The 20,608-nt window shown below is 38.0% G+C and carries 21 protein-coding genes and 1 other annotated feature; of the genes, 5 read left to right on the top strand and 16 right to left on the bottom strand.

Going from position 1 to position 20,608, the window contains the following annotated elements; translation table 11 throughout:
• Positions 1–81 precede the first annotated feature (81 nt).
• Entirely contained in the window at positions 82–2,556 is a 2,475-nt protein-coding gene (locus tag ACWOEC_RS08245; protein ID WP_455307320.1) for a DNA translocase FtsK, read from the bottom strand.
• 180 nt (positions 2,557–2,736) lie between these two features.
• Here ACWOEC_RS08245 and ACWOEC_RS08240 point away from each other — a divergent pair, with 180 nt between their 5' ends.
• Positions 2,737–3,660: an L-lactate dehydrogenase gene (locus ACWOEC_RS08240; protein ID WP_455307318.1), complete on the top strand. Its 924-nt coding sequence runs from the start codon at positions 2,737–2,739 to the stop codon at positions 3,658–3,660.
• A 166-nt stretch (positions 3,661–3,826) separates the two neighbouring features.
• Here the strand turns inward: ACWOEC_RS08240 and ACWOEC_RS08235 are convergent, their stop codons facing one another.
• From ACWOEC_RS08235 to ACWOEC_RS08210, 6 genes are all read right to left on the bottom strand, one after another.
• On the bottom strand, positions 3,827–4,951 hold the full coding sequence (locus ACWOEC_RS08235) for an ABC-2 transporter permease (RefSeq protein WP_455307316.1): 1,125 nt from the start codon (positions 4,949–4,951) through the stop codon (positions 3,827–3,829).
• Positions 4,951–5,835 (bottom strand): ATP-binding cassette domain-containing protein, encoded by an 885-nt coding sequence (locus ACWOEC_RS08230; RefSeq protein ID WP_455307314.1) that lies wholly within the window; start codon positions 5,833–5,835, stop codon positions 4,951–4,953. Before ACWOEC_RS08230 ends, ACWOEC_RS08235 begins: the two co-directional genes overlap by 1 nt.
• Positions 5,825–6,217 carry a GntR family transcriptional regulator gene (locus ACWOEC_RS08225; RefSeq protein WP_455307312.1) on the bottom strand — a complete coding sequence of 131 codons (393 nt, stop codon included), beginning with the start codon at positions 6,215–6,217 and terminating at the stop codon, positions 5,825–5,827. The genes ACWOEC_RS08230 and ACWOEC_RS08225 overlap by 11 nt, the downstream gene beginning before the upstream one ends.
• Before the next feature lie 164 nt (positions 6,218–6,381).
• Positions 6,382–7,179 carry a transporter substrate-binding domain-containing protein gene (locus ACWOEC_RS08220; protein WP_455307310.1) on the bottom strand — a complete coding sequence of 266 codons (798 nt, stop codon included), beginning with the start codon at positions 7,177–7,179 and terminating at the stop codon, positions 6,382–6,384.
• Positions 7,180–7,192: 13 nt separating this feature from the next.
• Positions 7,193–7,825 (bottom strand): amino acid ABC transporter ATP-binding protein, encoded by a 633-nt coding sequence (locus ACWOEC_RS08215; protein WP_455307308.1) that lies wholly within the window; start codon positions 7,823–7,825, stop codon positions 7,193–7,195.
• Positions 7,826–7,837: 12 nt separating this feature from the next.
• Positions 7,838–8,479 (bottom strand): amino acid ABC transporter permease, encoded by a 642-nt coding sequence (locus ACWOEC_RS08210; protein WP_455307306.1) that lies wholly within the window; start codon positions 8,477–8,479, stop codon positions 7,838–7,840.
• Between the two features lie 161 nt (positions 8,480–8,640).
• Positions 8,641–8,871: a binding site (T-box leader), on the bottom strand.
• A 127-nt stretch (positions 8,872–8,998) separates the two neighbouring features.
• On the opposite strand from ACWOEC_RS08210, the gene ACWOEC_RS08205 reads away from it, so the two are divergent.
• From ACWOEC_RS08205 to ACWOEC_RS08195, 3 genes are all read left to right on the top strand, one after another.
• Entirely contained in the window at positions 8,999–9,853 is an 855-nt protein-coding gene (locus ACWOEC_RS08205; protein ID WP_455307304.1) for a helix-turn-helix domain-containing protein, read from the top strand.
• 117 nt (positions 9,854–9,970) lie between these two features.
• On the top strand, positions 9,971–11,077 hold the full coding sequence (locus tag ACWOEC_RS08200; RefSeq protein ID WP_455307302.1) for an ABC transporter ATP-binding protein: 1,107 nt from the start codon (positions 9,971–9,973) through the stop codon (positions 11,075–11,077).
• 186 nt (positions 11,078–11,263) lie between these two features.
• Positions 11,264–11,611: a hypothetical protein gene (locus tag ACWOEC_RS08195; RefSeq protein ID WP_455307300.1), complete on the top strand. Its 348-nt coding sequence runs from the start codon at positions 11,264–11,266 to the stop codon at positions 11,609–11,611.
• Between the two features lie 17 nt (positions 11,612–11,628).
• Here ACWOEC_RS08195 and ACWOEC_RS08190 read toward each other — a convergent pair whose 3' ends face one another.
• Entirely contained in the window at positions 11,629–11,958 is a 330-nt protein-coding gene (locus tag ACWOEC_RS08190) for an AzlD domain-containing protein (RefSeq protein WP_455307298.1), read from the bottom strand.
• A complete protein-coding gene (locus ACWOEC_RS08185; RefSeq protein WP_455307296.1) occupies positions 11,945–12,652 on the bottom strand; it encodes an AzlC family ABC transporter permease in 708 nt (235 codons plus the stop codon). The genes ACWOEC_RS08190 and ACWOEC_RS08185 overlap by 14 nt, the downstream gene beginning before the upstream one ends.
• Before the next feature lie 99 nt (positions 12,653–12,751).
• On the opposite strand from ACWOEC_RS08185, the gene ACWOEC_RS08180 reads away from it, so the two are divergent.
• Entirely contained in the window at positions 12,752–13,309 is a 558-nt protein-coding gene (locus ACWOEC_RS08180; protein WP_455307294.1) for a helix-turn-helix domain-containing protein, read from the top strand.
• A gap of 40 nt (positions 13,310–13,349) precedes the next feature.
• Here the strand turns inward: ACWOEC_RS08180 and ACWOEC_RS08175 are convergent, their stop codons facing one another.
• The 7 genes from ACWOEC_RS08175 to ACWOEC_RS08145 form a co-directional block, all read right to left on the bottom strand.
• Complete coding sequence (locus tag ACWOEC_RS08175; protein ID WP_455307293.1) at positions 13,350–15,419, bottom strand: DNA topoisomerase 3; 2,070 nt, start codon at positions 15,417–15,419, stop codon at positions 13,350–13,352.
• Entirely contained in the window at positions 15,367–15,729 is a 363-nt protein-coding gene (locus ACWOEC_RS08170; protein ID WP_297076469.1) for a DUF1033 family protein, read from the bottom strand. Before ACWOEC_RS08170 ends, ACWOEC_RS08175 begins: the two co-directional genes overlap by 53 nt.
• Before the next feature lie 266 nt (positions 15,730–15,995).
• Entirely contained in the window at positions 15,996–17,117 is a 1,122-nt protein-coding gene (gene mnmA / locus ACWOEC_RS08165) for a tRNA 2-thiouridine(34) synthase MnmA (RefSeq protein WP_455307291.1), read from the bottom strand.
• 170 nt (positions 17,118–17,287) lie between these two features.
• The gene (locus tag ACWOEC_RS08160; protein ID WP_455307289.1) at positions 17,288–17,635 is read right to left on the bottom strand and encodes a DUF1831 domain-containing protein; all 348 of its coding nucleotides are present in this window, start codon (positions 17,633–17,635) and stop codon (positions 17,288–17,290) included.
• 75 nt (positions 17,636–17,710) lie between these two features.
• Positions 17,711–18,841, bottom strand: a complete 1,131-nt coding sequence (locus tag ACWOEC_RS08155) for a cysteine desulfurase family protein (protein WP_455307287.1) — start codon at positions 18,839–18,841, stop codon at positions 17,711–17,713.
• 103 nt (positions 18,842–18,944) lie between these two features.
• Entirely contained in the window at positions 18,945–19,904 is a 960-nt protein-coding gene (locus tag ACWOEC_RS08150) for a ribose-phosphate diphosphokinase (protein WP_455307285.1), read from the bottom strand.
• An 81-nt stretch (positions 19,905–19,985) separates the two neighbouring features.
• Positions 19,986–20,516: a hypothetical protein gene (locus ACWOEC_RS08145; protein WP_455307283.1), complete on the bottom strand. Its 531-nt coding sequence runs from the start codon at positions 20,514–20,516 to the stop codon at positions 19,986–19,988.
• Between the last annotated feature and the right edge of the window lie 92 nt (positions 20,517–20,608).

The following is a 20,608-nucleotide window of genomic DNA, read 5'->3' as shown; positions in this document are numbered from 1 at the left end:
TTCTCTTTTTTCTTCACTATAAGTGAAAAAATGATCAAGCTCAAGTCTGAATGTCAAAATTTAACAAAAAACGAACCGATCCTAAAATCGATTCGTGTCTTCTTCACGTCGTGGTGGAAAGTCTGTTGGTGGTTCAAATAATTGATCATTTGGTGTAGGGATCGTTTCAATCAAGACTTTACGTGGTTTACTGCCTTCAGATGGCCCTACGATACCATGTGCTTCTAATTCATCGACCAAACGTGCAGCACGGTTGTACCCAATGCGAAAACGACGTTGCAATAGTGATACACTGGCTGTTTGCATCTCGACTACAAGTTCCTTTGCTTGCTCAAAGAGTTCATCTTGAGGCTCACTGGATGTGCCACTTTCGGTTTCTTCATCCGACACCATCATTTTTTCTTCGTAATTTGCACCTTGTTGTGCCGTAACAAATTCAACAACTGCTTCAACATCTTGGTCAGAAATAAAGGCACCTTGTACACGGATCGGCTTGTTTTCTCCCATTGGTAGATACAACATATCCCCGCGGCCTAATAATTTTTCTGCACCATTTGAATCGATGATTGTCCGCGAATCCGTTCCACTAGAGACTGCAAAAGCAATTCGTGAAGGAACGTTTGCTTTGATGATTCCAGTGATGACATCGACACTCGGACGTTGAGTCGCTAAGATCATGTGAATACCAGCTGCTCGAGCCATCTGAGCCAAACGAATGATTGCATCTTCTACTTCATTACTAGCAACCATCATCAAATCTGCCAATTCATCGACGATCACAACGATAAAAGGTAAAATCGGTTGTTTTTCTTCATGTTGTTGATTGTGTATTTCGATCATTTCATTATAACCTGTGATGTTTCTGACACCCGTTGCCGCAAATTTTTCGTAGCGCTCTTCCATTTCTTTGACCACTTTTTGTAAAGCTTGCGCGGCTTTTCTAGGATTCGTTACCACTGGTGTCAATAAATGAGGAATCCCATTATACATGTTCAACTCAACCATTTTAGGATCGACCATCATCAGTTTGACTTGGTGCGGTTTTGCTTGCATCAAAATACTCGTAATAATTCCATTAATAGCTACTGACTTCCCACTACCTGTTGAACCAGCGACTAGTAAATGCGGCATCTTAGTCAGATCAGCTGTTTGGACCTTACCAGAAATATCACGCCCTAGTGGAACCTCTAAAAGCTTATCTTCATGAGCAGGTTGTGCCTCGACTACTTCTCTAAATGAGACCATGCTGACTGCTTCATTAGGCACTTCGATCCCGATCAAAGATTTCCCAGGAATCGGTGCTTCCATTCGCACATCTTTAGCAGCCAAAGCGAGGGCAATGTCATCTGTTAAACTTACGATCTTACTAACTTTAACGCCTACAGCCGGTTGGATCTCAAATTTTGTAACGGATGGACCTAAGCTCGCTTTTACGACTTTTGCATCGACACCAAAACTCTTAAATGTTTGTTCTAACACTCCGATATTTTGTTCGATTTTTTTGTATTCCCCACTTTGATCAGTCGGTTTAGCTGGAGCAAGTAATTCTGCTGGTGGCAATTCATAACTTTCATCTTCTAAATCTTGCGTATCCTCAAACTCGACCAAGTCCTCTGTTTCGACTAAAGGTTCTGTTGTAGATGGAGTAGTCTCAAATAAAGAAGCTTGTTGGAATCCATTGATTGGAACATAAGCTGGTTGTTCTACTTCAACTGCGATTGGATCTTCTGTCAACTCTTCTTTTTCAATGATCGCTTCAGCAGCAGCGGACAAACTAGACGTTTTGTGCTTTTTTAAATCAGGCTGCACACGTGCTTTTTCGGCTTCCATTTCTGCAATGATCTCGGCTTTTTTTAATGCTAATTCTTGTTCTTTTGCTTGGCGTCTTGCTTGTTTTTTCGCTTCCTTTTGTTGTCTGATTTTTGGATCGACTGCGACCGTTTTAGAGAACAATTCTTTTAAATGATGTAACTTTTCCAACAATTCTTCTGTTGACCATTGACTGATCAGATAAATCCCGATCAAAGCCAATAACAAACTGATCACATAACTTCCCACTTGCGAAAGTAAAAAATAAGTTCCTTGATAAATAAGCGCTCCGACCATTCCACCGCCAACATTTTGGGACAACTGATTTGTTTTCAGATCAATCAATAATGTTTCCCAAGTCGTATGTAAAATATTCGGCTTTCCTGCTTGTAACGAACCAAAAAGGCGCGCTTGTAAAAATAAGACAAGTGCACTATACAATACGAGACTCCCCGTCAATCGCCGCGTCCAAATCAAGTGGGCTTGAGTATTTTTCACGGCCAAGAAACCACCATAAAGCATCAATACAATACTTAATACGGGATAACTATTTCCCCCGATCAAACGCAAGATATTGGCTAAAAAAGTTCCTAAAAATCCAAGTTTGACCAAACTGATCAAACCAAACACTAAAAATAAAACACCTGATAAAATCAATACTAATTTTTCTTTTTGCGCTTGTTGTTGCGCTTGTTGTTTTTTAGTAGGTAGCTTCTTTCTTGTGGTCGAGCGTTTTTTCGCTGCCATTTTTCATCCCTCTTTTCATTCAGACCCATTATACCTAAAAAGCTGTCTGAACAAAAGGGACCTTTAGTGAAACCTTTTTTAGTAAATGCTTTTTATTTTTTCTCATCATTTTTTCATAATCATCTTATTTTGTAGTATACTGTAAAAGTACGAAAACAGTTAGAAGGAGTGGTTCAGCACATGACAAGAAAAGTTGGAATTATTGGATTAGGAAATGTTGGGGCTGCAGTGGCTCATCATTTTGTTAGCACAGGAAGTGTCGATGAACTGATTTTAATCGATACGCGTCAAGAAAAAGTAGCAGCAGATGCTTTAGATTTCGAAGATGCAATGGCAAATCTGCCTTTTCATACAAGTATTACGGTCAATGACTACACAGCTTTACAAGATGCGGATCTCATTATCTCTGCGTTAGGAAATATCGCCCTACAAGACAATCAAACCGATGATCGTTTTGCTGAATTGCCTTATTCAAAAAAAGAAGTCGAAACGGTGGCCAAACAAATTAAAGCAAGTGGCTTTGCTGGTATTTTGATCGTCATCACCAATCCAGTCGATGCTATTACTGCCCTTTATCAAAAACGAACTGGATTATCTAAAGAAAAAGTGATCGGCACGGGAACTTTGCTTGATTCAGCTCGAATGAAACGTGCTGTTGCGAAGGCATTAGCCCTTGATCCTCGTTCAATAATCGGATTTAATCTTGGAGAACATGGCAATTCTCAATTTACGGCTTGGTCAACAGTGAGAATTGGAGGTCAAACATTGAGTGATTATCTAGCTGATCAAGGACGTCATCTAGATTTAGCTGCACTAGATCACGAAGCAAAAGTTGGCGGCCATACTGTCTTCCATGGTAAAAAATACACGAATTATGGTGTTGCTACGGCTGCTGTTATGTTAGCGATGACCGTCTTAAATGATGCTCACACGATTCTACCGGTTTCACATTATATGAAAAACTATGACACGTATCTATCTTATCCTGCTATAGTCGGTAAAAAAGGGATCGTTGCTTCTCTATCACTAAATTTGACGACTGAAGAACTGGAAAAACTAGCCCAATCTGCAGCATTTATCCGTCAACATACCGAACAATTTTAGATAATGTGACAGAAGTGGGTAGCTCGAAAAAATAAGCTGCATTATTCCGATAATAGAGTCGTCTATTTCGGTAATAATGCAGCTTATTTTTAAAAGAGCTACTTCTGGAACACCGTTTATTCGATTTTTAGTGGATATAATAGACTGCTATCACAGCCTCCTCTTTTTATAAAGAGGTCTTTTTTAAATACCGTTTTTTTTGATACATATCTATTGATTCTTTAATAGAAGAAAAGTAAATAAATCCTGCTAAAACGAAGGTTGGGATTACAAAAAAGAGTAGTAAAAAGACCCAGTCGATTGCATTGTATTCATCCAGTCTTGACCAAAATGAGGTTGTAATCATCAAATACGCGACACTTAATAATGAGCTGACCGCAAAATACCAATGGCGTGCACGTCTAACGGTTAAAAACTCTCCTTCTTCTTCCATAGAAATCGACTTAAATACGAAATAACTTAAACTAAATAAAAATAGACTCAATAAAAGATTGATACCTAAAGCTGGCATTGTCGCACGAACATTTCCTGGATAATACACTAGCCATTTTTCTAAAAAAACAGATGATTGAGTAGAAAGTAAAGTCATCAGATTCGAATAAAATGTCCACAACGTACTCAAAAGTCCATACGCAACTAATAGTAAGAAAAATGTTCCACTAATTGCATTTCCCAACGAAACACCAAGAAAACTTCCAAATGAGAAGGCCAGTAGCAAGGTTATAAAGTGTGAGATACCCCCCATCACTAAAGTCCCTATCGTCGCATTCAAATATGGAGCTGGGATCATAGTATATAAAATCAAATCATATAAAAAGATCCCTAAAGCCACTACGAGCAAAATCGGTAAAACCACATATCTTAACTTTTCTAGATAGATTCGTTTTCTTGAAAATGGCAATGAGAACAAAAAGCGATTGAATTGTCCTTTTTGATCAAGAAAGAAGGCTAAAAAACCTAAAATCATCATCACAAATGGCATCAAATTCAATAATAGATTGACTTGATACATTTGATAGTTTCCTGTTTGTCCGTCTATTTGTTCGGAGACAAAAAAGCGTAGATTTTCTTTGACATATTCTGTTTTCGTCAACGTATTGGTTAGATTTCCTTCAAGATCATACTGTTGCCCCATTTCAGGGACATACGTAAATTCTGAAGAATACAAATAATCTCGTTGTGTATGCCATTGACGCTGACTAGAAAATCCGCTAAAAACATAGATCCCAACTAAAAAGATCCCAAGCCAAAACAATACACGACGATAGCGTAGTCGATAGATCATATTCATCATTTGACATCTCCTTTTTGCATCGAATGAACATTTGCCATAAAGAGATCTTCTAGATTTAATGGCAATTCCTCAACTAGTAAGGGCTCTAATGCGTTGATTTTTTGCGCAAATTCTTCTGTATACTGTTCGATAAAGACCACGATCACACGACCTTGTACCGATAAAATACTCGTTTGTTCGGTCAATAATGCAGGAACTTGTTTCGTTTTAAATACTAGTTGAAGTTTCCTAGCTTGTGTTTTAATTTGTTCTAACTCATAGCCTAACGACAACGTAGCTCCATTTAAAAAGAAGACCCGATCTACTAAATGATCCAATTCATCTAAATCGTGTGAGGCTATCAAAGCTGTATGACCAGACTCCTCGATGTACCCTACTAATAGACCAATTGCTTCTTTACGTATAATGACATCTAACCCGTCAAATGGCTCATCTAATAAAAGATAGGTTGCACGTGAAGCGATTGCTAGAATCATTTTAAACAACCCTTGCATTCCTTTAGAAATTGCTTTAAACCGCATCAGGTTTGTCAACTCGTAGCGTTCCATCAAATGTTGATAAGAAGTCTCATCGAATTGTGGATAAACGGCTCGATAAAATGCAGCGAGTTGTTCTAGTGTATAGCTCGCGAAAAAATTCGCCTTTTCATCGATATAAAAGATTTCTTCTTTAAACATTGGAGACACAAAGATATTCGTTTCTTGAATCCAGACTTCGCCTTCATCAGCCAAATATTGTCCTGCTAGTGTACGTAGCAATGTCGTTTTTCCCGTTCCATTACGTCCGACTAATCCAACGATCTCCCCTTTTGGTAGCGAAAATGAAATATGATCAAGCACTAATCGGTGCTGAATAGTTTTTGTTACCCCTTTAACATCCATCTTGGTTTCCTCCCACCTCATTTGTAATGCTTTCTAGCCATTGTTGCAATTCTTTTGTCGATACTTCTAACTGATAGGCATTGATCACGACTTCTTTAAACTGTTCCTTGATTTGCATAATTCTCAGCTCGTCTCTTGGTAAGTCTTGTCGATTCTTTACATACGTTCCTTTTCCTTTGATCGTAACTAAAACTTGTTCTTGCTCTAATAACTTATACGTTTTGCTGACGGTATTTGGATTCATCAATAATTGCTTCGCCATCTCTCTTACTGAAGGCAACTGATCTCCTGCTTGTAAGATTCCTAATACGATTTCTTGTTTGATACTTAATGCCAATTGCTCATAGTACGGTTTACTACTGGTCTTATCGATTTGAACCATCTCAACCCCCACTTTCGTTTACGTGCACTATGATACATAGTACAGTTAGTTTCGTCAAGCAAAAATAAAAGGAGATATGACAAAAAATTGTCATACCTCCTTCAAATCAACTAAATCCTGCTCCAGAAGTAGAAACTTCTAGAACAGCACCTTTTGCATTTAAATTAGTCGTTTACGGCATCGGCACCAAACCATTTGGTTACGATTTTTTCATACTCGCCATTTTCTTTGAGTGTTTTGATTCCTTTATTGATTTTATCGGCTAATGCTTGATCATCTTTACGCACACCTACTGCAAATTCTTCTTGGGCATATGGCGTTTTGATCAAGTTATACTCATCAAGTTTACCGGCTTTTTTCAAGTAGTATTCAGCATACACTTTATCCACTAAAAGCCCATCGATACGTCCACTCTCAAGATCTAAGAATCCTTCACTAAAACTACCATAAAGCGTTGCATCTTGATCTTTCACTTCGTCTTTTAATACTTTAGGTTGATCATTGAAAACACTATAACCAGACGATCCTTCTTGAGCCCCTAAAATTTTACCTTTCATTTGCTCGATCGAATCGATATTGCTACTTTTTTTAGTCACAAGTACTTGGATATTTTTCATGTATGTGTCACTAAACGTTACTTTTTCTTTACGCTCGTCATTGACTGTGTAACCATTCCAAATCATATCGATCGTACCGTTCGCTAATTCAGTTTCTTTTAATGACCAGTCGATTGGTTGAAATTCAACTTTTGTATCCGTTAACTTAAATACTGCATTGGCTAAATCGACATCAAAACCGACGATTTTACCTGCATCGTCTTTAAATCCCATTGGGACAAACGTATCATCTAAGCCAACTTTAACCGTATCTTTATCCGCACCGCTTTCTACTTGTTTAGATCCACACGCAGCTAATGTCACTAAACCTAAAGCAATAATTCCCAAACTTAACCATTTTTTCATATCGATTTCCTCCTTATTTTGGCACTACTTTTAAAATATTATCGGCAATATTTTCAGCAAACACTAGATCATGTGTCACCACGATCTGTGTGATTCCTTCTTTTTTTAGATTTAAAATCAATTGTTCGACTTGTTGACGTAATTCTGGATCTAACGCGCTGGTAGGTTCGTCATAAGCTAGTACTTCTGGATCCATCGCCATCGCACGAGCGATTGCTAGCCGTTGTTTTTGTCCTCCAGACAATTGGAATGGATATTGATCTAATAAACTTTCAATCCCTAGTTGTTCAGCTAGATGATTCGCTTTTTCGTTATATAATTCAGCAGATTCTTTTAACACCATTTTAGGCGCTAATGTAATATTGTCTCGTACACTTAGGTGTGGAAACAATTGGAAATCTTGGAATACCACTCCAACGACTTGCTCTTGATCTTTTGTATTCGTTGGATCAAAGGCTTTTCCATTAAGCAAAAATGTTCCGCTATCGGCTGTTTCTAACCCAGCTAATGTGCGTAGTAACGTTGTTTTCCCACCACCTGAAGGGCCTACGATCGCTAAAATACTACCGTCTGGAATCACTAGATCCAATTCGTCGATCACTTTTTTATCCCCAAAGGATTTATTGATTGCTTTTAATTCTAACATCTTCGTTCCCTCCTAACGATAATAGTCTAAACGTTTTTCTAGTTGTTTCAACAGTACGGTAAAAATCCCAGTCAAGACTAAGTAAATAATGGCAACTCCTACTAAAGGTAATAGCGTAGCATCACGTTCCATTGCGATTTTTCCAATACGCATGATGTCAGATAGTCCTAAAATATAAATTAATGACGTGTCTTTTACTAAACTGATTACTTCATTTCCAACAGATGGTAGCGTGATCTTTGCTACTTGCGGAATGATGATCTTCCGGATCGTTTGCGCTGAGCTCAAACGCAAGACTTGAGCAGCTTCATATTGACCTTCTGGGATCGATTGAATCCCACCACGAAAGATTTCGGCAAAATACGCAGCATAGTTCAAAATAAAAGCAAAAATTGCGGCATCAAAGCGATCAAATACGATCCCAACTAAAGGCAACCCATAAAACACAAAAATCAATTGTAACAATAGTGGTGTACCGCGCATCAACCATACATATAATTGAATCAAATAACGTAATGGTCTAAACTTGCTTGCTAAAATAAAAGCCAATAATACACCCAGTGGAATCGATCCTACTAATGTTAAGAAAAATAATTTCAATGTTACACCAATACCACTAGCTAACTGGGGAAATAATGATAAAAAATACGTCATACTGTTGTTCCTCCTTGAATATCCTGATAATAAAAAAACCTCTGACAAATTGTCAAAGGACGTCTTCACGTGGTTCCACCTTCATTTGTAACACTTTTGCAAGCACTACCTCATGAGCCATCGATCCTCGTTTGCAAAAAAAAAGCCTTTAGTCGCTAGGACTAAAGGACGTAAGTACGTGGTTCCACCTTTTTTTGTTTTCACTTTACAGTCAAAACCTCAACGAGTCATCTATCAATGACTACAGCTATAACGGGCCTCCCGGAACTTCCTACTCGCTTCAAAAGTTCGACTCCAAGATGTGTTTCAATTTGGTTTGACTATCCTTTTACACCTACCAAGGACTCTCTAACAATCAAGACCGAATCTACTTTTCTTTTCGATGTCTTTGTTTAAGTTGTTTTCACTTTACCGAGATTTCATGAAATTGTCAACTATTTTTTAGAATTTCCGCTTTGCCTTTTATCCAATTTGGCTTACACTAAAGATAGTTTCAATTGATGGAGGAGGACTCGTTTCATGAATGAACTACAATTACAATTAATTTATCAACATGCCTCTTTACACGCTTTTCCAACTTATGATCCAATGTACCTCTCTCTTCCTGTTCAAAAAGGATATCTTTGGATCTTAAAAGCAGAATTATCCCAAACTGAGATTCAATTATTACAACATCTAGTCGTCATGCCACATGAAACACCACAAAGTGCTTGGGGTAATCTCTTGTTACAAGATCAACACTATGTTCCCTCAACTGGAAACTACCGACTAATCCAGATTGTGTTTCAACAAAAACGTGCTGTCCAATTAAAAAAATGGCAGCAAGCTGTAAAAAAGTTTTTTCGAGGACTAGTCGATTGTATCGTATTGACGGATCACTATGTCGTTTTGATTGAAAAACAGCATCGAACATCCTTACAACCTTCTGAACTCACTAGTTTATTTTTAGCTTTAGATGGTGATTTTGATACGTATTCTAAAATTTTTATCGGCTGTTTTTATCCGGAAACAAGCCACTTCTATCGCCTATTTCAAGAAGAAGAAGCGGCGTTTATGTATAGTTTGACTAAGAGTCATGTCGATCATTGTACAACATTGGCACAGATCAGTTTAGCGTTTTATCTTGATCCTAAAATCACCAGTCGGACTTGTTTACAGACACTCGCACCGATTTGGATTCCAGATGAAGCGACTAAAATCTTACTCAAAACTTTATGGCAACAAAAGGGCAATCTCAGTGCGACTGCTAAAGAGCTATTCATGCATCGAAACACGATTCAGTATCAGGTCGAGAAATTCCAAACATCGACTCAATTAAATCTCAAAGAAATGAATGACCTTTACTTTACACAACTGCTATTGCAACAATTTTGATAACGCTTTATTCAACATGCACAACTCTAGTCTAGTTTTTCGTGCATGTTGTCTATATCTAAATAAAACCGCTTACATTATACTGAGTGTATCAGTTAAGAGAAAGAGGGATTTTAGATGGTAGAAATGGCCTTAAAACACGTATATAAAAAATATGACAACGCAGAAAATTATTCTGTGACGGACTTTAATTTAGATATCGCAGATCGTGAGTTTATTGTATTCGTTGGTCCTTCTGGTTGTGGGAAATCAACAACACTACGCATGATCGCTGGATTAGAAGATATTTCTGACGGTGAATTATGGATCGGCGATAAAGTCATGAATGATGTCGCACCAAAAGATCGCGATATCGCGATGGTATTCCAAAACTACGCACTATATCCACATATGACCGTGTATGATAATATGGCGTTTGGCTTGAAACTACGTAAATATGATAAAACAGAAATCAAGAAACGTGTGGAAAATGCTGCCGATATTTTAGGCCTAACGGAATATCTAGATCGCAAACCAGCTGCGCTTTCTGGTGGACAACGTCAACGGGTTGCCTTAGGACGTGCCATTGTACGAGATGCCAAAGTATTCTTGATGGATGAGCCATTATCAAACTTAGATGCAAAACTACGGGTTGCCATGCGTGCTGAGATTGCCAAATTACATCAACGTTTATCTACAACGACGATCTATGTAACCCATGACCAAACCGAAGCAATGACAATGGCAGATCGAATCGTCATCATGAAAGATGGATTCATCCAACAAATCGGTTCACCTAAAGAAGTGTATGATACTCCAAAAAATGTCTTTGTAGCAGGCTTTATTGGTTCTCCTGCCATGAACTTCTTTAATGTTACTTTAAACAAAGGCATTATTTCTGATGACGGCGGTCTAAGCTTACGCATCCCAGAAGGCCGAAATAAAGTTTTAGTCGAAAAAGGATACGAAGGCAAACAATTGATTTTTGGGATCCGTCCTGAAGATATCAATAGTGAAGAAGTCGTTCTCCAAGCTTCTCCAGAAACTACCGTAAAATCTGAAGTAGTCGTTTCTGAATTATTAGGAGCAGAAAGTATGCTTTATACTAAAGTTGGCGAAACAGAATTTGTCTCAAAAGTCGATGCGCGCGATTTCCACCGTCCTGGTGAAATGATCGATTTGGCGTTTAATATCAGCAAAGCGCACTTCTTTGACAAAGATTCAGAAGAAGTCATCACCCTTTAATTTTGGTAGTTCTTGTAAATTTATTTTACAATGACTTATATAGATTTCCTTATTTGCCCCCCTAAAAAGACACTCGTCGACCTACGAGTGTCTTTTGTTTTTCTTTAACTTTATCTTACAGTTTTTATAGATAGATGGGTTTTCTAAATCGTCTGTGCTACACTACGATTAGTTAAGGAGGGACTTATGAATATTATTCCAAAAAAGCGCAGCTATCGCTATCATTTCTATTTTTTATTGTTTATCTTTAGTTTATATGCATTACATGCTATTAGTGGGGGCAATTTATTTGACCAGACAAATTGGGCAATTCCTATTTTATTTTGTCCACTATTGTTCAGTTTATATTATTTACGTCATCTTTCATTTGCCACATTACGTTTATTTTTTTTGACAAGTATTTTTAGTTTTGTCGCATTGATTAACAAACCTTTTGCTTATCCGATCGAAAGCCTCGTGTTACTTTCTTTTGCCCTAATCAGTTTATGGTTAGAAGCCAATACCCTTGAATCTAAAGATGCTCATGCTAGATAATCACATGAGCATCTTTTTTAACTACCTAAATAGCGTAATACAGCAATCGAAAGCATCCCAATAATGACGACAACAAATAAATTTTTTGTCAAAATTGCACTGAGCACAGTCGGTAATGAGGCAAGCATATACTCTACATTTAATTCTGGTAAGTGACCTAATCTTGGAGTAAAAAGACTACTAAACCATAATGCAGACATTATCACGATCGGTACAAACTGCAAAAACTCTAATACGCGTAAAGGTAAGTTCATTTTTTTTAATATTACAAATGGGAGTACTCGTGAGGTGATCGTAGCCAAACTACACGTCACAATGACTAGCATCAAATAACTAAGCGAAAACATGTTTGATCACCATCCCTATACTACATCCAACCAACGTTACACTTAAAATCAACCAAGTGCTTGGAATGATAATCATACCAATGTAAACTAAAATAGCGGTGATCACGATCAAACTACTTTGCAATCGAAAAGATAGACTTTTATCTGCAATCAACTGGAAATATAATAAGCCGATAAACATCGAAACGATTGCAAAATCAATCCCCATTGTACGAGGATCACCAATAAATTGAGCGACCAACACACCTAAAGCCGTCGCGATACTCCATGTTAGATAGGAGATCAAGTTTGCACCATTTAACCAAGTAAATGAAAGTTTTCGATCTGTATAGCTTAGTTTATTCATCCCTAAAGCAAAACTTTCATCTGTGAGAAAGATACCCAATAAAATATTTTTGACCATACTTTCATGCTTCACATATGGTGCGATCGTCAAGCTCATCAATAACATCCGTGCATTTACTAAAAACGTTGCAAGCATGATCGACAATACAGGGCTTTTGGTTAACAACATACTGATAATAATAAATTGCGCAGAACCTGCATAAACAAAAATCGACAAACTAAGCAATAACCCAAATGATAATCCAGCTCCTTTACCAACGATACCAAACGCCATCCCAATTCCTAAATACCCGAATACTGTCGGCCAAGTTTCTTTAATCGCCGCATTCAACGTCAACGATCGACTCATACACTCTCCCCTTTTCCTATCAATTTTTATACTTGTATCGTATAATATACTATATAAAACAAAAATTCAATATATTAAAATTAAAAAGGAGAATATACTATGGATATTACACAACAAATTGGTCAAAATTTACATCAACTACGGACTACGCGTAAATTGACTTTAGATGAACTGGCTCAGCAAACAGGAATCAGTAAAGGGATGCTTTCACAAATCGAAAAAGGGACAACGAATCCAACGATCAATACGATTTGGAAGATCAGTGAAGGATTGCATATCCCATATACGACGTTGATCGGACCTCCGATTTTACCTACTTGTACCGTGATTGCGAAAAAAGACGCGATTTTTCAAGAAGATGATGCACAAAAATACCGGATCTTCAATTATTTCCAACAAAATACTGAACGTAATTTCGAATTTTTTGAAATGGAGTTAGATCCTGGTCATCGTTATGATTCAATCGGCCACTATGCTTCTTCAGAATATGTATTTGTTTTAGAGGGAACACTCACCCTTACTCTTGAACAGCAACTAGTGACACTTGAAGAAGAAGAAGCAACATATTTTGTTGCTACTCAGCCTCATCGTTATGAAAACCGTACAGATAAGTTGATGAAAGCTGTCGTTATCAATTTTTATCCACAAAAAAAATAAGAGTTGGGATGACAAAACTCTGTCACCCCAACTCTTATTTTTACTCTTGATTTAATGCAGCTTTCAAAGCAGCTGCCAGTGGACTTTCTTCTGGTTCTTCTGCTTGGCTATATTTTTTCACTAACCGACGTTCTTCATGCTTCGTCATTTTTTTCTTTTTCGCTTGTTTGTCTAACATTTTTTCAGTAGTCCCATCAAACTTACAACGGAAAAAGGCTCCGTTTTTGCCATCGATGATTTCCATTTTACGATGACACTGTGGGCAACGATGATTCGATACTTTAGGGTCTTTACGACGACGATAACTACAGTTTTTACCCGTACAGACATAAATTTTGCCATCACGAGTATTTTTTTCACGCAGTAACGCGCCACAATCAGGACATTTTTTTTGCGTAAGTGAGAAATCTTGATACTTTGCTTGGCTTTGTTTGATTTCTTTGACTAACTGTGTTGTTTCAACTTCGATTTCGTTCATGAATTGTTTTAAGGAATACTGATTTGTTGCGATTGCTTCTAATTGTTCTTCCCATTTTTTCGTTAGATCAGGAGTTACAAGTGAAGGATTGACCAGTTCCAATAACTGTTTCCCTTTTTTAGATACGATCAAATGATTCGTCCGCTCCATCAATTCTGATTTGATTAATTTCTCAATGATCTCAGCTCGAGTAGCTGGCGTACCTAAGTGGAATTTTTCCATTTGACCTAATAACGTTCCTTCATTCAAAGGTTTAGGTGGTGTCGTCAACCCTTTTTTCAAGCTGAACTTAGGCTTTATGGTCATCCCATTTTCAAAATGTTCCCAGTTTTCTTCGCCTTTTTCTGCTTCAAAACCTGGTTCTAAAACTTCTTGCTGACGAAATACAAATTGAGCGCTACCAAATGTGACTGTAATTGTTTGTTGTCGTGTCACGTATGCCGGTAAAAAGAGGCCTAAGAAACGCGTAACAATCATCTGATAGATTTTTGACTCATCATTGCTTAATTTTTCGTATCGTGCTCGTTGCTCAGTCGGTAACAAACCATGATGATCTGAAACTTTTGCATCGTTAAAGACACTTGTTTGTTGGACCTTCGCATGTGTTTTGGCCAACGATTTAGCTTGAGGCGAGAAATCAGCAACAGCTTGCAACCGTTCATCCATCGTTTCTTTCATATCACGAGTCAAATATTTACTGTCTGTTCTAGGATAGCTTACGATTTTATGAAATTCATAAAGGCTTTGAACGATGCTCAATGTCTTTTTAGCAGAAAACCCGTAGCGAACATTGGCTTCTTGTTGCAATTCAGTCAAATCATAAGGTAGTGGTGCATATTCTTTTTTTGTTTTTTCCTTAATTTCCGTAACTTTCCCTACTTGTTGCTCAAGTAAGTGGATCTGTTCTAGTGCTTTTGTTTGATCTGTTAATGCATAAGGATTTTTTTGTACCAATAACGCATGCTGAGAACCTAGTGTCAAGTCGATTTGATAGTAGTATTGCGCTACAAAACGTTCGATTTGTTTTTCACGACTACGAACAAGTGCTAGCGTTGGTGTTTGCACCCGTCCAGCACTCAAGTTATCTTCATATTTTACAGTTAACGCACGCGTGACATTTAAGCCGACTAACCAATCTGCTTTGGCACGAGCAAGCGCGGAATCGTATAAAGCATCGTATTCTTTTGCTGATTTTAATTTCGCAAAACCGGTTTTGATGGCTTTATCAGTTTGAGATGAGATCCATAAGCGTTTTACCGGTTTATCAAAACGGATCCATTCTAATATCCAACGCGCAACAAGTTCCCCTTCGCGTCCTGCATCAGTGGCGATCACAAATTCTGAAACATCTTTGCGACTTGCCAATTGCTTGATAGCTTTTAATTGATGATTCGTTTTAGGTAATGGCTTGATACCGATTTGTTTAGGAATCATCGGCAACGTATCCATTTTCCAAGCTTGCCATTCATTATTGAGATCTTCTGGCATCTTTAGACCCAATAAATGACCAAGTGCCCACGTGACGATGACATTTGGCCCTTCATAATATGCTTTGTGTTTTTCTTTTGCGCCTAAAACCTTAGAAAGATCTTTGGCAACGCTTGGCTTTTCCGCTAGAATTAGTTGCTTCATAAAATTCCTTTCCACTTTCGACCGTCACTGGTTGATATTCTTGTAGTAGCGCGATTCCTAAATATTGTTGTAAGTCGTCATCACACTCTTCACACCAACGTTCGTCACCTTCGTTCCAAAAAGCACAAAGATAATTAGGTCGTGCATTGATCTGACTATATTCTTCTTGTAGCTGTTCCCATTGCTGCTTGTAGTATGCTTGGGCATCTTCTAATGTATCAAAAGTACTTTCGCTTTTGATATCTTGACGCCAATCTTCAAAAAACCACCAGGGTTCATTGTCTCCATACATGATCACTACTTGATACATATTTCACCCCTCACTTTACTAAGTCCTTACTAAAACAATTACGTTTACTTCATGAACGTTTCTATACCATACTAGAGCCTTTTAAATGAACTTTCAAGAAGCGCGCTTGTGAACTTGCCTTCATTCGCCTTTATTTAACAGTAAATTAGTAACTTTGGTGTTTAATTTTCTTTTAAATATAGCATATCTCGATTAAATTGCGAACAACCTTACAAAATCGTTCGCAAAAAAGGAGCTGTGACAAAAGTCTGTCACAGCCTCTACTTTTAAATATATTGTAATTGTTTTTGTTCTTGATAGGCTTGATCGATCAAACCGCCACCCAAACATTCCATACCGTCGTAAAATACGACTGCTTGTCCAGGAGTGATTGCTCGTACTGGCTCATCAAAGACGACTTCAGCTTTACCGTCTTCTTTTAAATAGACCGTTACCGGAACATCTTGTTGACGGTATCTAAATTTAGCCGTACAACGAAATGTTGTTGGTTTAGTTTCGTCTGTTGTAAAATGGATCTCGCTTGCTTCTAAACGATCTGCATACAAAGCTTCATGATGGAAACCTTGTCCAACGTATAAGGTATTCGTCGTTAGGTCTTTACCGACAACAAACCAAGGTTCTTGTGTCTTACCGCCACCGCCGATTCCAAGTCCTTGACGTTGACCGATCGTATAGTACATCAAACCATCGTGTTGACCTTTGATTTCACCATCTAGCGTTACCATATTGCCTTTTTTAGCTGGCAAATAGTTGCTTAAAAATTGTTTAAAATTCTTTTCCCCAATAAAACAAACACCTGTAGAGTCTTTTTTCTTTGCAGTAGCTAAACCAGCACGTTCAGCGATTTCACGTACTTCTTTTTTCTCCATACCACCTAATGGGAACATTGTTTTCGCTAATTGCGCTTGCGAAAGTTGGCTTAAGAAATAGGTTTGATCTTTGTTATTGTCTACACCACGAAGCATATGCGTCACACCATTTTCATCACGTGTCACTTGTGCATAATGTCCTGTTGCAACAAAATCTGCGCCTAAGTCCAGTGCATAATCTAAAAATGCTTTGAATTTGATTTCTTTATTACACATTACATCAGGATTTGGAGTTCTACCTGCTCGATATTCAGCTAAGAAATATTCAAATACACGATCCCAATATTCTTTTTCGAAATTTACTGAATAATACGGGATTCCGATTTGAGCGGCTACTTTCGCTACATCTTTATAGTCTTCTGTTGCGGTACAGACGCCATTTTCATCTGTATCGTCCCAGTTCTTCATAAAGATCCCGATCACATCATATCCTTGTTCTTTCAATAATAGCGCAGTCACAGAAGAATCGACACCGCCGCTCATTCCTACAACTACACGTGTGTTGCTGTTGTCTTTCATAGAGTCACCATCATTTCATTCAAATTGCTGAATTTTACGATTTGAAGGTCGCAACTTTTCAGTCGTTGTCATTATACATGAGTTTAACGGAAATTTCATGAAATCACGACGATATTGAAAAATTTCTAAGAAAATAAAAAGAGCTCGCCTCATCAACGAGACAGCTCCTTTTATTTTGTAACTTTTTCAAACAATCCTCGATCAATGAAACCATCCATTAAAAAGAAATACTTCTCACGTAACATTTCATGGTTTGGATCTTTAAATAAATTGACCGCTTTTAATCCATTGGCTGTCGTGACCGACATTTTAAACGATTGAACTTCTTTATCGACCGTGATCTTTAATTGAAAGCCTTCTTTACTCGCAGGTGTTGCTTGCAAAGGGCGAATCAATTGAAAGTTTCCACTTTTTGTTTCTGTAAATCCATTGTCACGTAGTGTATATCGTTTAGCTGTTGGTGCTAAACGATAACTTACAGTTGAACCTAAAATCGCTGCTTCTTTTGAGAACGCCATCTCATCCACCTCATCTATTTTTCTTATATTATAAAGATAATCGAGCATCTTGGCTAGTCATTGATGGAGAGTTTGTTATTTTTTCAAACGATTGATTGCTTGGATCAAGACCTTAGTGAAACGATCCACTTCGCTTTGCGTGTTCTCCAAGCCAAAACTGATACGGATAGAAGAAGCAATCAGAGGATGATCTTTGCCATACATCGCTTCTAAAACGTGTGAAGGGTGGACGGTTCCTGCTGTGCAAGCCGATCCTGTCGAAATCGCAAAACCAGCTAAATCTAAATGCATCAGTAATAAATCATTGGCCACACCAGGAAAGGAAAGATTCAAGACGTGACTCAAGCGCGTATCTGAGCCATTCATCTGATACGTCACGTTTGCGTGTTCAAGTTGTTGCATCATGCTTAAAGAAAAAGCCGCATACGTACGTGCTTGTTCATCTAAATCATGTTCCATGACCAAACGTACTGCCTCAGCCATTCCTAAAATACTAATCAAATTCTCTGTACCTGCACGTCGTTTATTCTCTTGTTCGCCACCATAAAAACGTGTAGGTAAATTCACGCGTTGATATAAAAAGCCAACACCTTTTGGACCGTTGATTTTATGTGCAGAGATCGACAATAGATCCACACCCAAATCAGCTACATCAATAACATATTTTCCATAAGCTTGAACAGCATCGGTATGAAAATACGCTTGATGTCCTTTTAATAATGTCCCGATTTCTTTGATTGGATAGATCGTACCGATTTCATTATTTGCAGACATGATCGAAACTAAGATCGTATCTTCTCGTAATGCGTCTTTCACTTGATGACTAAATAATTCACCTTTTTCATTAACGTGTAAATACGTAACGTCAAATCCTTGCGTTTCTAAAAAACGCATCGTCTCTAACACTGCAGGATGCTCGACTTGTGTAGTAATAATATGCTTCCCTTTTGACTGTCTCGCAAAAGCGGTTTGTAAGATCGCAGTATTATCTCCTTCTGTTCCCCCACTAGTAAAGACGATATCATTAGGAGCTGCGTTAATACTTGAAGCAATCACTTGACGGGCTTCTTCTAGTTGTTCATGTGCTTGTCTTCCGTACTGATGGATACTAGACGGATTCCCAAAAGTTGTTTTCATTTGGTTCGTCATCACTTCGATGACTTTTGGATGCATCGGAGTCGTTGCCGCATGATCAAAATATGTCATTGTTTCACCTTCTCTTATTAATCTTTTTCATTATAACAAACCTTATCAAAAAAAATAGTAAAAGCACTTGATCAAAAAATGCTCAAGACTTTTACTATTTTGCTTATTTTTCTAGACGAAACAACGGACTCATCGGCGTGTTTTCGTGGATACGTTTCATTGCTTCACCAATCAATTCCGAACAGCTAATATAAGTCGCTTGTTTCGGATGTTTGTCCTCATCAGTTAGACAAGAATCCGTTACACAAATATCTTCGATCGGCGCTTGTTCTAGGACCTCTTTAGCATCTCCATTAAACAAAGCATGTGATGCACACGCATGCACTTCTTTTGCACCGGCTTCTTTTAATAAACGCGCGGCTTTAGCAAATGTATGCCCTGTATTTAAAATATCGTCGACCATGATACACGTTTTTCCTTCTACATCCCCAATCACATAGCCATCATCTTGGGCATCATCATCTTGATCCACGATCGCTAACGTTGTTCCCAAATATTCAGCTAAACCACGTGAACGTTGTACACCACTGTTTTTAGGAGAAACGACAACATACTCATCGCCTTGCATATTGCGATCCAAATAATAACGTGCAAAAAGTGGAGTTGTAAATAAGTTATCGACTGGAATATCAAAGAATCCTTGTACTTGAACGGTATGTAAATCTAACGTCAATACACGTGTTGCACCGGCTTCGACCAGTAAATTCGCAATCAATTTAGCGGTGATCGGTTCGTGTGGTCTAGATGTACGATCTTGTCTAGCGTAAGCGTAATAAGGCAAGATCACGTTGATCGTTTTTGCGCTCGCTCGTTTCATCGCATCGATCATAATCAGTAGTGCCATGTAATAGTCATTGACTGGCGTATTTGTTGATTGGATCAAGTATGTATCGATCCCACGCACACTTTCTTCGATATTGATGGCAATTTCTCCATCACTAAACGTCTTGATCGCACTTTTCCCTAATTGACAGCCAAAAACGTCGGCGATTTTTTGAGCTAACGGCACATTCCCATCTAAACTAAAAATTTTTAACGCTTCTTCCGAATGATTCTCGTTCATAGTTTCCTCCGATATACATAATTTCTTCTATTCTATCACATTTTTGATGCTTTTTCTAAGCTCTCTTACGCTTTTTTAAACTTAAGGAAAAGAAACCGTACCCAATATCCAGTTCGCTGGGACTTCTTTTTGATAGGCTCCCCAATTATCATGAACTCTAAAAATGTACGTACCATTTTCGTCGATTCGATAAGCGTATGCTACGACCCAATGATTGCCATACGTACTACCTAAAAAACGATTCAGCCCAACGATTACTGGCTTATGTTGATCGATCCGCTTGATTGCTCGTGTGATTCCGCCGATCGGTGTCGAGCGTGCCCAGATTTTTTGTTGATGATATTGACAAAAACGAGAGATTCCTAAACTGACTTGACATGCGATCGTGGAGTAACCTAATGGTTGGATGAACAGTCGTAAATAGGCCACTAAATTTTCACCGTCAGCAAACGGCTGGCGTAAATAAGCAGGCAATGTGATTTCTGTACGATAATCTTGATAATAAGCAATTAATACTGCAGCTGCATAGCTTCCACATAAATTCCCTTTAGTATTCGTCCAGTTGCGATATTGATAAAAGCGCGATGCATCGATTCCATACCAAGTTGTCATTTTCTAGCTCCTTTACTTGTTTAATAGTTAAAATCAAGCGATCAATCGACCCTTTACTTGTTTAAACAATAAGAGTATATCATAATAAAGGT

This window comes from Enterococcus bulliens (genome assembly GCF_053761865.1).
This window is presented reverse-complemented; position numbering and strand designations above follow the sequence as displayed.